Source organism: Streptomyces sp. NBC_00289, from assembly GCF_041435115.1.
Classification (GTDB): Bacteria; Actinomycetota; Actinomycetes; order Streptomycetales; family Streptomycetaceae; genus Streptomyces.
The window spans coordinates 5,590,620-5,605,852 of the sequence record NZ_CP108046.1; the positions used below are offsets into that span (position 1 = coordinate 5,590,620).

14 protein-coding genes are annotated in these 15,233 nt (G+C 68.6%); 3 read left to right on the forward strand and 11 right to left on the reverse strand.

Annotation, left to right across the window (positions count from 1 at the left end; all coding sequences use genetic code 11):
• Positions 1–29 precede the first annotated feature (29 nt).
• Entirely contained in the window at positions 30–2,099 is a 2,070-nt protein-coding gene (locus tag OG985_RS25430) for a UvrD-helicase domain-containing protein (RefSeq protein WP_371670642.1), read from the reverse strand.
• Between the two features lie 289 nt (positions 2,100–2,388).
• Here OG985_RS25430 and OG985_RS25435 point away from each other — a divergent pair, with 289 nt between their 5' ends.
• Positions 2,389–2,574, forward strand: coding sequence for a hypothetical protein (locus tag OG985_RS25435; protein WP_371670643.1), 186 nt, complete (start codon positions 2,389–2,391; stop codon positions 2,572–2,574).
• A 4-nt stretch (positions 2,575–2,578) separates the two neighbouring features.
• On the opposite strand, the gene OG985_RS25440 is transcribed toward OG985_RS25435, so the two are convergent.
• Positions 2,579–4,219, reverse strand: a complete 1,641-nt coding sequence (locus OG985_RS25440) for a DNA repair helicase XPB (protein ID WP_371670644.1) — start codon at positions 4,217–4,219, stop codon at positions 2,579–2,581.
• A gap of 109 nt (positions 4,220–4,328) precedes the next feature.
• Between OG985_RS25440 and OG985_RS25445 the strand changes: the two genes are divergently transcribed.
• A complete protein-coding gene (locus OG985_RS25445) occupies positions 4,329–5,888 on the forward strand; it encodes a recombinase family protein (protein WP_371670645.1) in 1,560 nt (519 codons plus the stop codon).
• Positions 5,889–5,966: 78 nt separating this feature from the next.
• Here OG985_RS25445 and OG985_RS25450 read toward each other — a convergent pair whose 3' ends face one another.
• The 6 genes from OG985_RS25450 to OG985_RS25475 all read right to left on the reverse strand — a co-directional run bounded on the left by OG985_RS25450 (position 5,967) and on the right by OG985_RS25475 (position 10,823).
• Complete coding sequence (locus OG985_RS25450; protein WP_371670646.1) at positions 5,967–6,476, reverse strand: hypothetical protein; 510 nt, start codon at positions 6,474–6,476, stop codon at positions 5,967–5,969.
• Positions 6,477–7,934: a replication initiator gene (locus OG985_RS25455; protein ID WP_371670647.1), complete on the reverse strand. Its 1,458-nt coding sequence runs from the start codon at positions 7,932–7,934 to the stop codon at positions 6,477–6,479.
• Between the two features lie 150 nt (positions 7,935–8,084).
• On the reverse strand, positions 8,085–8,792 hold the full coding sequence (locus OG985_RS25460; protein ID WP_371670648.1) for a DUF2637 domain-containing protein: 708 nt from the start codon (positions 8,790–8,792) through the stop codon (positions 8,085–8,087).
• Between the two features lie 59 nt (positions 8,793–8,851).
• Positions 8,852–10,267, reverse strand: a complete 1,416-nt coding sequence (locus OG985_RS25465) for a cell division protein FtsK (RefSeq protein ID WP_371670649.1) — start codon at positions 10,265–10,267, stop codon at positions 8,852–8,854.
• Positions 10,264–10,476 carry a hypothetical protein gene (locus tag OG985_RS25470; protein WP_371670650.1) on the reverse strand — a complete coding sequence of 71 codons (213 nt, stop codon included), beginning with the start codon at positions 10,474–10,476 and terminating at the stop codon, positions 10,264–10,266. The genes OG985_RS25465 and OG985_RS25470 overlap by 4 nt, the downstream gene beginning before the upstream one ends.
• Positions 10,473–10,823, reverse strand: a complete 351-nt coding sequence (locus tag OG985_RS25475) for a hypothetical protein (protein WP_006381100.1) — start codon at positions 10,821–10,823, stop codon at positions 10,473–10,475. The genes OG985_RS25470 and OG985_RS25475 overlap by 4 nt, the downstream gene beginning before the upstream one ends.
• Positions 10,824–10,993: 170 nt before the next feature.
• Here OG985_RS25475 and OG985_RS25480 point away from each other — a divergent pair, with 170 nt between their 5' ends.
• Positions 10,994–11,485, forward strand: a complete 492-nt coding sequence (locus OG985_RS25480) for a GntR family transcriptional regulator (RefSeq protein WP_371670651.1) — start codon at positions 10,994–10,996, stop codon at positions 11,483–11,485.
• A gap of 994 nt (positions 11,486–12,479) precedes the next feature.
• Here OG985_RS25480 and OG985_RS25485 read toward each other — a convergent pair.
• From OG985_RS25485 to OG985_RS25495, 3 genes are all read right to left on the reverse strand, one after another.
• A complete protein-coding gene (locus OG985_RS25485) occupies positions 12,480–12,839 on the reverse strand; it encodes an ASCH domain-containing protein (protein WP_371670652.1) in 360 nt (119 codons plus the stop codon).
• A complete protein-coding gene (locus tag OG985_RS25490; RefSeq protein WP_371670653.1) occupies positions 12,836–13,951 on the reverse strand; it encodes a hypothetical protein in 1,116 nt (371 codons plus the stop codon). The genes OG985_RS25485 and OG985_RS25490 overlap by 4 nt, the downstream gene beginning before the upstream one ends.
• Before the next feature lie 815 nt (positions 13,952–14,766).
• Positions 14,767–15,207: a hypothetical protein gene (locus tag OG985_RS25495; protein ID WP_371670654.1), complete on the reverse strand. Its 441-nt coding sequence runs from the start codon at positions 15,205–15,207 to the stop codon at positions 14,767–14,769.
• Positions 15,208–15,233: the final 26 nt, after the last annotated feature.

Here is a 15,233-nt window from a genome sequence, read left to right on the forward strand (position 1 = left end):
GACGGGTGAGGAGCGCTGCCCCCGCGCGGTCAGGGGTTCCGAGGGCTCCGCGGGTCCTGGGTGAGCTGGTGGGGCAGGGGGGCTGTGTGGGTCACCGTCAGGCCTGAGACCGCGCGGGTCAGGGACACGTACAGGCGGCGCAGGCCGGTGCGTTCGTCGGGTTCGGCCTCGACCACGGCCTGCGGCTCGTCGAGGACCACGTAGTCGTACTCCAGGCCCTTGGCGAGCGAGGCCGGGACCAGCGTCAGACGGGTCTCGTACGTGGTCTCCTCACCCGGCGCGAGATGGCCGATGCCCGCCGCCGCCAGCGCCTCGGCCAGGGCCGGGACGCGGGCGTCCGCGGCGATCAGGCCGGTGGAGCCCTCGTTGCGCAGGGACTCCGCGCAGGCCGCGACCACGTCGGCGGTGCCGCTGACCTCGCGGACGTCGAAGAACCCCGGGTTCTCACGCACCGACGCCACCGGGGTCAGCCCCGGGGCGATGTGCGGCAGCAGCCGTGAGGCGTACGTGATCACGTCCGTCGGTACGCGGAAACCCGCCGTCAGTTCCTCGATGACCCCGTCCGCCTTGCCGAGGTGGGACAACGCCTCCGTCCAACTCCGGGTGGACCAGGGGGTGGTGCCCTGCGCCAGATCGCCGAGCACGGTGGCGGAACCCGTCGTGCAGCGTCGGCCCACGGCCCGGTACTGCATCGGGGAGAGGTCCTGCGCCTCGTCGAGGACCACATGCCCCAGGGAGTGCGTGCGCTGCACGAGATCCGTCGCCTCGTCGATCAGCACTGCGTCCGCCGCGGACCACCGGGCGGACTTCACGCCGCGCACCACCTTCGCCCACAGGATCGTCTTGCGTTCGTCCTCGGTGAGTACGCCCTCGGAGTGCAGGGCGAGGAAGTCCGCGTCCGTCAGCAGGCGCAGCACCAGCCTGGCCGGGTCGACCGGCGGCCACACCGCCTTGACGGCCGCCTTCACCGCGGTGTTCCGCGCGACGGCGTCCTGCACGCGGTCGTCCGGGGCCTCGCCCGACCGCTCCATCTGCACCAGCACGGCATGCGCGATGCGCTGCGGCAGGGCCTCGCGGGCGGCACCGTAGCGGATGTCGCGGTCCAGCAACTCGCGGACGATCTCCTCCAGTTCGTAGGCCGGGACGCGCCAGCGGCGGGAACCGCGCACGACCACCACCGGCTCGGTGGGCATGCTCACATGGGACCGGACGGCGCGCTTCAGCACCTCCGCCATCCGGGCGTCGCCCTTGACGACCGCGGCGGCCGCCTCGTCCGTGCCCCGCACCTCGACATGGGCGACCAGGTCGTCCACGGTTGCCTGCCTGACCGACAGCTCCCCCAGCGCGGGCAGCACCTGCTCGATGTAGTGCAGGAAGGACCTGTTCGGCCCGATGACGAGGGTGCCGGTGCGGGCGAGCCGCTCGCGGTGGGCGTACAGCAGGTAGGCGACCCGGTGCAGGCCGACCGCGGTCTTCCCGGTGCCGGGACCTCCCTGCACGCACACGGTCCCGCCCAGCCCGCTGCGGACGATCTCGTCCTGCTCGGGCTGGATCGTCGCCACGATGTCACGCATCGGCCCGACGCGCGGTCGCTCGATCTCCTGCTGGAGCAGCTTGCTCGTGGCGGCCGCCTCCGCCGGGTCGGACAGGTGCTCGTCCTCGTACGCGGTGAGGTCGCCGCCGGTGTAGCCGAAGCGGCGGCGCAGCCCGACGTCCAACGGGTCCTTCCTGGAGGCCCGGTAGAACGGCTGCGAGACCGGCGCCCGCCAGTCGATCACCATCGGGTCGCCCCCGCCGTCGTGCACGTGCCGGCGTCCGATGTAGAAGCGCTCACCGGCCGCGCCCTCGGCCCGGTCCGCGCCCGGGGGGTGCAGGTAGTCGAGCCGCCCGAAGAACAGCGGGGTGTGGCTGAGGTCGGCGAGTGCCTTGATCCGCTCCCCGATCTGACGCTCCAGGATCTGCGCGTTGACCCAGTTCGCGGTGACGTCACTGATGTCGAGGGACTCGACGTCCTCCCGCATGGCGCGCAGGGCCGCGCGGGACGAGGCGAGGTGGGAACGTTCGCGGGCGAGCGGATCGCCGTCGACGGGCGTGGACAAGGGGGTGCCTCCGAAGGACCAGCGGGTGGACCGCGCGGGGTATGCGTGAATGCCGGCCGGTTTCCGTCCGGACGGCGGCACTCCCTGGGGAGGCGGGCAAGAGCGGAGATTCTAGGTGAGGGGGCAGACGGGGGCCAACGGATTAATCCCGGGACGGAGGCCGCGTCCCCTAGGGGATACGTCCTCCGCCCCGGGGGGAACGGCTCAACCCGGAGTACTACACGGTGACGACCGAGGCTCGCCCCGCAGACCGATGCCGCCCTTATGCCCGGAAAGCCACTATGGAGGCATGAGCGCAGCAACCATCACCCCAGCACCGCGCCCGTCCCGCCCGGCCGGCGCCACCCCCGTCCACGGCAGTCACCGGCACGTCCTCGGCGAGAGCCTGCGAGCCGTCAGGGTCTTCGCGCGCGCCGCCTTCGACGTGATCGTCCTCGGCGAGTACGGCGAGGAGGCGGGCGTCCGCCGCAGGTGACCGCTCAGCTCTCCGCGAGCAGTTCGTCCGCGTCCATGATCCGGTACGCGTAGCCCTGTTCGGCCAGGAAGCGCTGCCGGTGGGCGGCGAAGTCCTGGTCGATCGTGTCGCGGGCCACCACGGAGTAGAAGTGCGCCTTGTGCCCGTCGGCCTTCGGCCGCAGCACCCGGCCGAGACGCTGGGCCTCCTCCTGGCGTGAGCCGAAGGTGCCCGACACCTGGATGGCGACCGTCGCCTCCGGCAGGTCGATCGAGAAGTTGGCGACCTTCGACACCACCAGCACGCTGATCTCGCCCTCCCGGAAGGCGCCGAAGAGCTTCTCGCGCTGCGCGTTGCTCGTCTCGCCCTTGATGACCGGCGCGTTCAGGTGCTCACCCAGCTCGTCCAGCTGGTCGATGTACTGCCCGATGACGAGGATCTGCTGCCCGGCGAACCGGCGCACGATCGCCTCGGTCACCTTCCGCTTGGTCGCGGTGGTCGCGCAGAAGCGGTACTTCTCCTCCGCCTCGGCGGTCGCGTAGGCCAGCCGCTCGGAGTCCGTCAGGTTGACCCGCACCTCGACACAGTCCGCGGGCGCGATGTACCCCTGCGCCTCGATCTCCTTCCACGGCGCGTCGAACCGCTTCGGCCCGATGAGCGAGAAGACGTCCGACTCGCGCCCGTCCTCCCGCACGAGGGTCGCCGTGAGCCCCAGCCGCCGCCGCGCCTGGAGGTCCGCCGTGAACTTGAACACCGGCGCGGGCAGCAGGTGCACCTCGTCGTAGAGGATCAGCCCCCAGTCCCGCGAGTCGAACAGCTCCAGGTGCGGGTAGACGCCCTTCCGTCTCGTCGTCAGCACCTGGTACGTGGCGATGGTGACGGGCCGGATCTCCTTCCGGGTCCCGCTGTACTCGCCGATCTCCTCCTCGGTCAGGCTCGTGCGCTTGACCAGCTCGTGCTTCCACTGCCGGGCCGAGACGGTGTTGGTGACCAGGATCAGCGTGGTCGACTTGGCCTGCGCCATCGCCCCCGCGCCCACCAGGGTCTTGCCCGCGCCGCAGGGCAGGACGACGACACCCGAGCCGCCGTGCCAGAAGTTCTCCACGGCCTGCTTCTGGTAGGGCCGCAGCGCCCACCCGTCCTCGTCCAGCTCGATCGGGTGCGCCTCGCCGTCGACGTACCCGGCGAGGTCCTCGGCGGGCCAGCCCAGGCGCAGCAGGGTCTGCTTGATCTGCCCTCGCTCCGAGGGGTGCACGGCCACGGTGTCCGGGTCCAGGCGGGCCCCGATCAGCGGGATGATCCGCTTGGAGCGGAGGATCTCCTCGAGGACGGGCCGGTCGGTGGTGGTCAGGACGAGACCGTGCGCCGGATGCTTGCTGAGGGTCAGCCGCCCGTAGCGGTCCATCGTCTCGGCGATGTCGACGAGCAGCGCGTGCGGCACCGGATACCGGCTGTACTCCACCAGCGCGTCCACGACCTGCTCGGCGTCGTGCCCGGCCGCCCGGGCGTTCCACAGTCCCAGCGGCGTCACCCGGTAGGTGTGGATGTGCTCGGGAGCCCGCTCCAGTTCCGCGAACGGCGCGATCGCCCGCCGGCAGTCGTCGGCCCGCTCGTGGTCGACCTCCAGGAGCAGGGTCTTGTCGGACTGGACGATTAGGCAGGACACACATACCTCCACGGATAGGATCTCCAGCGTGACAGACACTGCACCTGCCACTGCTCGGGCCATGCCCCGTGCCCGGCGTCGAAAGGGCGTTCCGGCCAGCGCGCCGGGGATGCGCGCCGCTATCTATGTTCGCCTATCGCGCGAAACGGACGAGACGACTTCTCCAGAGCGCCAGAGAGCGGCTTGCGAGGCGTTGTGTGAGGCACGTGGCTGGAACGTCATAGTCGTCGAGGAAGACATCGATGTTTCCGGCTTCTCGCGGGGCCTTGACCGGCCAGGTCTGCAACGCATTCTGACCAGGCTTGCGGAGCTGGACGTGATCGTGTTCTTCAAGATCGACCGGCTTGCACGCTCGACGGTCGACTTCGCGGAGATTATGCGACTCGCCGAGCGTCAGAGTGTAGCGCTCGCGTCGGCGACGGAGCCGCTCGACCTCACGTCGTCCATGGGCCGGGCCATGGCGAAGGTGATCGCGGTCTTCGCTGAGCTGGAGTCCGACACCATCGGGATGCGGGTGTCCAGCGCGCACGAGCACCTGCGCCGAGAGGGTCGCTATACCGGTGGCCGGGTCCCGTACGGGTACATGGTCGTCCCTAACCCCGACGGGGCGGGCAAGGTACTCGCGGTCAACGAGGACGAAGCCAAGACGATCAAGCGGATCGTGGAGCGGGTTCTTACCAAGGACTCACTCATGCAGATCATCAACGACCTCAACAAGGAGGGCGTCCCATCGCCCGGCCACGCCTCACGCCAGACCACGGGCAAGCGCAGCGACTCCAAGCAGTGGTACACGACGACGTTGCGCAGCCTGCTGGGCAATCCCCAGTTGCTCGGCCAGGTCATCGAGGACGGAAAGCCGATTCTCCGGACGGACGGGCTGCCTCTGGTCAATCGCCCGCCGATTCTCGACACGAACACCTGGCAGGCGCTCCAGGATGAGTTGGAGCACCGGGCCAACCCCGGTGAGAAGCGCCGGGAGGGGACGTCGCTGCTGCGCGGAATCATGCACTGCGGAGTCTGCGGTGAGCGCATGTACACCTTCAGCGGGCGCAATGGCCAGCTTCGGTATCGGTGCATCGGACCTCTGAAGTACCGCCAGCGGGCGGCGAAGGGGGAGGAGAAGCCGGGCATGAAGTGCTATGGGCCGACCGTGGCGGGAGTGACCACCGAGGAGTACGTCACCGAGCAGTTCCTCGCGAAGTACGGGCACCTTTCCGTGATGCGGATGGTCCAGGAGGTGGGCGAGGACTTCCGGCCGCAGATCAGGCAGGCTGAGGAAGCGTTGGCCGACTTGCAAAAGGATCGCTACGACCGCGGCCTGTTCAGGGGCGACGACGGTGCGATCCGGTACGCGGAGCAGTACGCCAAGCTTGAAGAGCGACTGGCGACCCTGAAGGAGAGGCAGCGAATGGCGACGCCGGGCGGCGTGAAGGCGGAGCCGACCGGCGAGACGCATGCCGAACAGTGGAAGCGCTCGGACATGGCCGGTAAGCGAGATTTGCTGCTTAACGCGGGCGGCTACGTGGAGGTGGCACCCGCGCGGCGTGGCGGCAAGAAGCTGGACACGTCGCGTCTGTCGGTGCACTTCGGCGAGGAGGGGCACATGCGGCGCGCGGCAGCGACGAAGGAGAGCGGACAGGAGACCGAGGCGGCCGACGGCCAGGACTGATGCCGACGTGACCTGAACACACGCAGGGGCGCCCCCACCGGACGAGGTGGGGGCGCCCCTGCGTGTGTTCAGGTCCTATCAGGCGGCGTGCTGGTCGGGGTTGTGCCAGGGACCGATGACCTTGATAGAGGGGCGGCAATACGACAGCGCGGCACCATCGCGAGTCGTGAACTCAACTGTCTCTGCAACGAGTTCGCAGAGGGCGTCCCCGTCTGTCTCGGACAGTGCCGCCCTCAGCTTTGGGACGGATTCTGCCAGGTCCCATGAGACGGAACTGAGGCGGAAGCCGCCGAGGGCGTATGCGTCGGCGAGGCGGAACGAGAGGCGAGTACTGGGCTTGGGTTCGAAGCGAGGTGCGGCTGTCAGCAGGCCGGCCCTGATGGATTCGGGGCCGGAGATGACGACTCGCATGGTGGTTGATCGGGGCAGCACTTCGAAGTGGTCGGCCTCGTTGCTTGCCTGGGGCGTCGATTGCCTGCCGAAGAGCTGCCCGATGACCGCGGCGACTTCCTCAGTCCCAGTGGAGACACGCCAGGAGCCCTGGCCGCACTGGAAGCGGCCGACGAATGTTGTCTTGCGGTTGGTCATTTAGAAATCCCCCTCCTGCTTGAGGCGTTGGGTGTGGGCGATGTCGTGGCGGACCTGGGCGGCGAGGAGCTCTTCGCCGGGGCGGTAGCCGCTGCTGAGGTAGGTCCATGAGGAGGCGGTGACGAGGGTGGTGTTCTCGTCGTCCACGGGGAGACCGGCGCGGATGCGGGCGGCTTCGGCTTGGGCGGTGCGCCAGGCGCGGCGTACGTCGCGGAGTGCGCCGAGGGTGGTCGAGTAGGCGCGTGATTTGCTGGAGAAGTGGCCGCGGAATCCGAGCATGTGGGCCCACTTCCAGAGCTTGAGTTCGGCGAACTCGGGGAGGTGGCCGAGCGCCCAGGCAGTGCGGATCATCTGCCGGGCATGCTGCTGCACGGGGAGGTCTGTGAGGGGTTCGACCTGGCCGGTGCCGTCGCAGTCGGCGCAGAGGTCGCGGAAGCCGTCAGGGCCGCGTACGTGGCCGCGTCCGGCACAGGGGCGGCATACGAGGGTGCGGTCCACGGTGCCCGCGCCCTCGGCGTTCTTGGTGGCGTACTTGGCGACGTATCCCGCGACCTTGGCGTCCGTGAGTTCGCCGTCCCCCAGGGCGGAGATCTGGTCCACCTTGAAGCGGTCGCCCCACCGGATGACGCGATCGCCGACCGCGTCCGACTCGACAGTGAGCCGGGCACGCTCGACCGCCAGGCTGACGGCGACGCGGAGGGCGTCGAAGGTGGCCCAGGCCGGGGGCGAGGTGGTGTGGCCGTCGGGACCGTCGAAGCGGACGACCGCATGGAAGTGGACCAGGCCGCGTTGCTGGTACTCGGCGACCTTGGCGAAGGAGACGCGGAGGGCAGCGTTGAGCGCCTTCTGAGTCATGCCGAGGTGCTCGGCGAGGGCGCGGCGCAGGTAGGTGGTGAAGCGTGCCCAGAGGGCCCCGGCGTGGGCGTTCCACAGAACGGCGCCGGTGTAGTCGTAGCTTGCCGGGCGGAGCGGGGTGCCGAGTTCGGGAGCGTCCTGGGGGTGGCTCTCGCCGCACACGCAAGGGCGGGGCTTGCCCGCGTCGGTCGTGGGGCGGTTGTGGACGGGGCCGAAAGACGGGGCGGTGAGAGTGACGAAGGCGCGGGGGTGGTCGCGGACAGCTTCGGCGACGTTCTTGCCGCCGGACAGTCCGGCCTTGATCAGGTGATAGGTGTCGGCGGCGTAGAGGCGGGAGCACGCGGGGCAGCGGGAGGCGCGGCGGTTGCCACAGGTGGTGAGGAGCCGTCCGGAGGGTTCGTCTTCGGAGCGGTAGGAGCGGATCACTTGCTTGGTGGTCTGGTTGGTGGTGATCGTCCAGCCGTGCAGGTTGACGGGGCTGGTGCAGCCTCGAAGGTCGCGGACCTGTTCCGTCACGCGGTCGAAGTTGTCGGTGTTGGCCAGTTCCACGAGGTCACGCAGGCCGGGGCTGATGATGTGGCGCAGGTCGAGGGGGCGGCGCATGAGTGGCGGGGTGTCCCTTCTGGCACGAGGGTGGGGCCTGCGGGCAGCAGCGATTCAGTGCGCTCGGGCTGCTGCCCGCAGGCATGGCAGGTCGGGCCCAGGGGTGGGCAGTGGTGGGAAGTGCCGGAGAGGCCGGCGGAAGGTGTGGCCCTACAGGGCGGCGTGCAGCGCGGTGGCCATGCGCAGGCCGATCCCGAGTCGCGTCTTGAGCTGGGCCGCTGTGATCGGTTCGCCGTGCTCGGTGTAGTGGGACGTCGCGATGGAGCGTGCTTCGGTCAGCAGGGGCTCAGGCACCTTGACCGCAGGCGAAGAGGGAGCCGGGGCAGCTGGGGCGATGTGAGGAGCGACGGGGGCAGGGGCCGGAAGGGTGAGCGGCGCCGCAGGGCGGGTGGCGTCGGAAGCTGTCTCAGGCACCAACTCGATCTCATTCGGTACGGAGGTCGGTACGGCGGGGCGAGCGACGGTGTGGAAGGCGCGCAGGAGCTGCGGGCCTACGGAGCCCCAGCCGAGGAGGAGGAGCGGGGCCACCGCGTCAACGGCGGCGCGGCCGTAGTGTTCGGCGACGATCGGTTCGGCGACGTTGAGGGCGAGGGTCAGCAGCCCGGAGAAGTGCATGAGACGCGTGGCCGCCGTCATCTGGTCGGCGGGCAGACCGCGTAGGGAGAGATAGCGCAGGGCGACCAGAAGGCCGACCACGGACAGGTCCACCATCGGGGCGATGAGCGGTGCGATCGAGCCGGGGACGCCCAGGCGCAGGGCGAGCGACCAGACGTTGCCGAAGGAGAAGACAAACGCCAGCGCGGCAATGACGATCATGACGGCGGTGATGGTGCGCTGAGTGATCCGGTCCTCTGTCATGGGTGTTCACCTCCTCTCCTGGGGTGTCGGGAACGTGCGAGCGCGGTAGGTCAGGCTGCTCAGGCGTCGAGCTTGGTGAGGTCCACCTCCGTCAGGCGAAGGCCGAGGAAGGCTTCAAGGAGGACGTTCGGGTCAGCAGTGAGACCTGCCGTCTCTTCGGCGACGCGAGCCGCTTCCGCGTCGGGCACGTAGGGCGTACGGATGCGGGTGAAGCCGGGTTGCGACTGGTGGTTCATCGAAGCGACGCCGACATAAGTGGGGTCCTGGAGGTTGATCGGGTTGGCGTCCGGCCATTCCCGGATCTCGTCACCGAGTGCGGCCACGGCGGCTTCGGCAGTCTTCTGGGCGAAGCTCAGGCCGACGGGGCACACGTCGCGGATGAAGGTGGGGATCGCGTCACCGGTGGACTTCTGAGTGGTGAGGATGACGAGCAGTCCCACGGACCGGCCCTTCTTCACCAGGTCTTCCACGAGCCGGGCGTTCTCGGCGGCGAGCGCGGCCAGTTTCTTCGTCTGCTGGTCGCTGCCCTTGTGGTCGCGGAAGTAGGTGTGGGCTTCGTCGACGATCAGCACGACCAGGGGCCAATGCTCGGACGGGCCGACGTCCCACATCGACTTCACCCCGAGCATCTGGCGCACCGAAGCCGACCGGGCGCGGCGGAGCTCCACCAGGTGCCGGAACAGCTTGTTGGCCTCTTCCAGGTCATCGCCCACGAAGGCGAACATGCGTTGGACCCAGTCGGCGTAGTCGCCTTCGTACGCAGCCGACACCTTGCCGTCCGCGCAGGCGAACTGCACTGCGGGCGACGGTGCCCAGTCGGAGAGAAGCCGGTTGATCAGGCTGGTCTTGCCGAAGCCGGGGAGGCCGGCCACGGTGACGCCGGGCACCTGCGTGAGGTTCACCGAGACGGGCTGCGCGTACTCGTCCAGGCCCAGATCCCACCGGGCTGTCTCCTCCGGTGGCTCACCGGTGGGGTGGTGCTCGGTGGGGAACTTGAGCGGATCCAGTCGCACACCCCGGATGAGGACCTGCCCAGGCTTGTCCTGGGTGACCGCCACTCGTGTGCACCGCCAGGCGTCCGCGAGGTGCGGGCCCGCTTTCTGGAACTGCTGGAGTCCAACACCAGGCAGGCACTGTGCCCGCGCGATCACTCCGTAGGCGTCGTGCTTCACCTTCAGGGAGGGGATGAGGACGCGCGGCTTGATGGGCTTGCCGTTCGTGTTCGCCAGCGACGCCAGGGCGGTCGGGGTTTTGTCCGTGGCCGACAGCTTGAGCATTGGTGCGAGCCGCTTCCAGCCCCAGCGCACGCGTAGGGCCTGCCGTATGGACTGCCGGGTCATGGCATCGGCGCGAACGTAGCGGACCACCCACCAGACCGCCCATCCAACGAGCACGGCGAGCACGGCGAGCACCAGGGCGACGACGAGCGGGACGTGACCGAAGATCCCTTCCGCCGGGGCGTTCGAGTCCTTCATGTGTAGCTCTCCAAGGGGTTGTAGAGGAAGGCCGCCAGGGCCGATTCGAGGGCCGTCCGATCCGCCGACGCGTCGAGGCGGGGATAGCCGTAGCCGACGAGCACGGCCGCCACCGAGTTCACGAGTGATTCGGTGAACCGGGCATCCGGCCCGGCGTGAGGCAGCGGGTAGCTGCGCTCAGCGCCGGACCGGGGGGTGGTGACGCTCACGCCGCCTCAGCGGCCGGGGCCACCAGATCCAGCCGACCCGCGCGGTAGGCGATGCCGTCCGAGAGCGAACCGTTGAAGATCCGCGCCCACGGAGTGGCGAACAGTTCCACCGGCATGACCGGGACACCCGGCCGGAGGCCGTTGGGCAGACCGGTCTCCGGAACCGTGATCTTCAGGGCTTCGGCACGGTCCTCCTCCATGAAGAAGAGGGTGATCGTGTAGAGCTTCGCGCCGGTCTCACGGTCAGTGGCGAACTGCGTCTTCTCCTGGTCCGCGTACTTCGGCACCGGCAGAGTGCCGACCATGAACGACGAGGTGGGGAGCAGGCCAACACGGATGCGTGCCATGGGAGTTAATTCCTTTCGATGTGCTCCACCAGGGCGGTGGGGCGTGATCACCATTGAACATAGCTGACCTAGCAGTGTCAAGTGAATCGGGTGAGCTAGGTATCAACTGACATAGGCCACCTATGTCAGTCGGGTGTGCTAGGGGTGCTAGGAATCGCTACTCTTGGGCCATGAGCCCCGCGCCAGAGAGCAAGCAGGACCGTCGGCCGCCGTATCAGCACGCTGCCGACGAGCTTCGGCGCGACATCTTGCAGGGGCGGATCAAGCCGGGCGAGCAGATGCCGTCCATTCGCGAGCTGCAGGAACGCTTCGGCGTGGCCAACATGACCGCAAGATCCGCACTCAACGTGCTGCGGGACGAGGGCTTGATCTACACGATCCATGGCCGGGGCAGCTTCGTCGCGGACCACAATGCCGGCGGGGAGCTCTCGGCGAACTACACCGCTCCAGCCTGGTACTTGGCGAACAAGGACGAGAGCCCCGGCCACGCAGGGCAGGGGGAGGGCGGGCCCGACGCCACCGAAGCGGCCGAAGACGCCGGGACCACCCTTGCTGAAGTACTCACCGCACTACGTGACGAGATCCGTCTTCTCAGCGCTGATCATCAGGAACTGCGACGTGAGGTCGAGGAGTTGAAGGCAGCTCAGCAGCCGAAGCCGTAGTCCTGAGCTCGGCCACTTCCTCTCGCAACTCCCTGGTCTCCCTGCTGAGGCGGACGACCATGGCCCGCATCTCCTCGATCAGCGCGACTACCTGATCCGTGTCCCCGACGTGAATGCTGGTCGACCCCATTTCGTTGTCCGGTATGTGCTCGGTCATCGCTCCCCGCTTGCTGCCGTGCCGCCGTTCCGTGCCGCACTTGCTCGAACCGCCGGGCCTTGCCCACGGCATCCGTGCCTCTCCCAGGTTGATCGACTACTGCGCTGTGGTGCTGTTCAGAGTTTCTTTACTGGATCAAGGCGGCCCGCCTACGGCGGTCCGCGCGCGTTGGCGGCCACGGGCCGCCGCCGCTCCCTGTCTCCGCCACCGCTGCGCCGGCCCCCGGCCACTCAGCGCGCAGCCATGCGAGGCGGATAGTCAGACCAGGAAGCAACGCGACCACTCCGAGCACCAGGACCAGGCCGACACCGACCAAGTGAGACCGCGCCATCCGACCAGTCCGCCTTTCGCAGTCGATGGACTTCAAAGCAGCAGGCAGGCCCATGCGACAGGCTCTTTGTCGGCAACGCCCAGGCCGGGGAGGGGGCGAGGGCCGTGACGAATGGAGGAAGCGTGGCTGAGGCCGGCGGGGGGTTTCTGGAGACACACGTGACGGGTGCTCGTTCGACGCACCCACCGCCGTGGCTGACTTTCGGTGGTGCAGGTCAGAACTGGGATGCAGTCGACCGGACTTCAACAGTGGCCCTCTCTAACTTGACATCGGGGTACGTGGGTTGGAGCCGCCCCCGCGTTCGAGCACGCCGAGCGCCCCGGTACCATCGGCACCGGGGTCCTGACCAGGGATTCCAAGACCGGACCACCCCGGATCGCTGTCCAGGCTGAGGGGTGGTCCGGTCTCTTGTTGTGGGCGTCCGCCGCCCGCAGTACGGGCGCGAGCGGCGGACGCCAGGAAGCCGCGAGCAGTCCCCTCGGGGGAGCGGGGACAGCGCGGCGGGCTTACTGGGGTGGCAGCTCGATTTCGATAGCGAGCGCGCCGAGCGCTTCCTTCTCCGCCGGGTAGATATCCCGGATGTTGGCGAGCTGCTGCTCACGGGAGGAGGCCGGGTTGACGTTCGCCGGACCCTCCCCGTCGAGCAGTTCCTCGAACGTCTTGTACTCCGTGACCCGCTTCACCAGGACGTCACACGTCTCTTCGGTGCCCTTGATGCGGAAGCGGATGACGTCTCCGGCGGCCAGGTCTTCGAGGTGGGGGTATTTCACCCGCACCTCGATTGTCTTCTGACCACTGGCGACGAGGTCGAAGTAGCGGCGGTAGAGGTTCAGTTCACGGACGCGCGCGGCGGCAGTCTCCGTCATGGGGCGGGAACGCTCCTTGCTGTTGCAGCGGACATGAGCCGGCCGAGTTCACCGGCCGAGTACGAGCGAAAGAAATGGCGTGGGTCGGCGAGTAACACGTCGGTCAGACCGAGCAGGCGATCGACGTACTCTGCCAACGAGCCGGGCCACTCGCGGGTGTCGAGCATCCATGGGGCCGCACCGTCGGGCAAGGGCGCGCGCCCCTCGCGGATGAGGGACTTGGACAGCTTCGCGCCCGTGTCCGTGACGACCTGGGGGCAGAAGAGCCGGGCGGTCATCTGTCCCCGAGTGAGGCCCACGGCCTGTAGGGCGCCGTCGACGAGAAGACAGCCGGGCATCCAGTCGCTGCCCTTGACCATGACGTACAGTGTGCCTCGTGCTCCAACGATCGCCAGTTCCTTGACGAGGTTGCGGTACAGCGTGGCGAGGTCGAGGTATCCACCCGTCGCGGGTTCGATGACGACCTCGTATTCGCCGTGGTGCAGGCACATAGCCGAGATGGTTGCCCGCTCGAAACCGTCGTCACGGACGTGGGTGCGTTCGGCGTGCTTCTCGGCCCACCCGCAGCCAGGGCGCGGGCAGGGAACACGAACGTGTGGCACGCCGGACGACGGAGACAGGTGCCAGCGTGCGGCGTCCAGGCGGGGCAGCAGGAGCAGCCAGGTACGGCGGAAGTGTTCGGCCGCCTGCTGCTGGCTGTAGGTCTCGACGGAGTACGGCACGTTCAGGCGCTCGGACAGCGCTGTGAACAGTGGGCGGTACAGCTTGTCGACCTGGTCAGCGATGCCCGCCTCGCCCAGGGCGTGCGCGTAGGCCCGTTGATAGCGGTGACCGGTCTCCTTGTCGGTGACGATGGCGTACGGGGCGTTGTCGAGTGCGCCGAACTGAACTTCAGCCGGCACGCCGAACCTGTCCCGGATCCGGGCCGCCGTGGCGAACGTGAGCGACTGAACCAGCGACGTGCCGACGTGCGGTGCTCCGTTGATCTGCGTTCCCACCACGAACACGATGCGCTTCGGAGCCACCTGGGCGATGTGCGGCCTCAGCAGGTCCTCAGCATTCGTCAGCGCGTTGGCGAGCACGGTGTTCGGCGATACGGGATAGATGGTCACCGCGTCTTCCCCTCGGTAGATGGGCAGGACAGCGCCGCAGAGCGGCGGGTGTGCGTTCAGCGGTTCAGCTGCGATTGCGTGGTGGACCCGCCCCCGCGCCGGGGGGAACCGGAAAAGACGCGGGGGCGGGAGTCATCGGGTCGGACGACGCCCGCGGGGACGTCGGTGACGGCCCGCCCTCACCGAGGGGTGAGGTACCCCCCCCGGCCAGGGCAGGATGCTGCGGAAGGCGAGGCCGGCGAGTCGGCAGCGGGTACACGCGGAGGCAGTACCGAGCGTCGTAGTCCGTCACGGTGAACACGAACACGCGGCCTGCGGCGAGAGCTCGAAGGGCTTGCTCGTACGCCGCATCGCTGTCCGCCCATGCTCGTAACTGGGTCCTCGAAGTTAAGCGGTGCGACATGGTCATGCCAAAACGATGAGTCGTCGACCGGACGCCGCTCAGGCCAGTCGTTGCGCGGATGGCGCACCGCTTCAGCCGCCCGGCGGACAGCTGTCATGTATGCGTGCACCGCTTAACTTCGAAGACCCTCGTAACTCGACATCGGGGCGCGGGACTTCCGGGCCCGCAAGGAGGAGCGGCGCGTCACGCAGGCTCAGAGCCCCGACGTCTGGGGACAGCAGCCGCGCGAAACGGTGCGTGGACGCTCTCAGCCACCGTGCGGCGAGGCGGGGGGAACGGCCGCGATAGGTGGCGAGCAGGACCTCGCGGGAGCCGCTGAGGTCGTAGGCAGTGGCCTCACACCGGAATCCGACGGGAGGTCGCACGAAGGCACGTGCAGAGATCGGTGGGGCGAGCATCAGCACGTCCGACCTCACCGCCGACGATCCTGAGCCGATTCCCTCGCCTTGATCATGCGGCCGAGCTGGTTGTAGTACAGCTCGACTTGCGCAGGGGTGAGGACGAGCATCGACTCGCAGACGCCGCCGTCCTCGTAGTGGACGGTCACCGCCATGGCGGCTTGCTGCGCACGCGGGTCGTACACGGCGTCGCGCTTCACGGGCGTGACGTGCGTGACCGGAACCGGCACGGGGCGGAGGGTGCTTCCGTCGGACCTTGCGCGCCAGTCCACGCCTCCGCCGGGTGGACGGAGTTGGTAAGACGCCGAGCTGTCGCTTGGCAGGGCGACGACGACCCCGATCGTTCCCGCCTTGGCCAGATCGATGGCGAGGTCGCCAAGGCGGGGATGGAAGGGGCTGCCTGCGCTTAAAGCGCTCTGGGGCGTGGGGAGTTGCTGCGAGGTTCGATCGGCCATGCCCCGAAGCTAGGTGGATGCTCGGG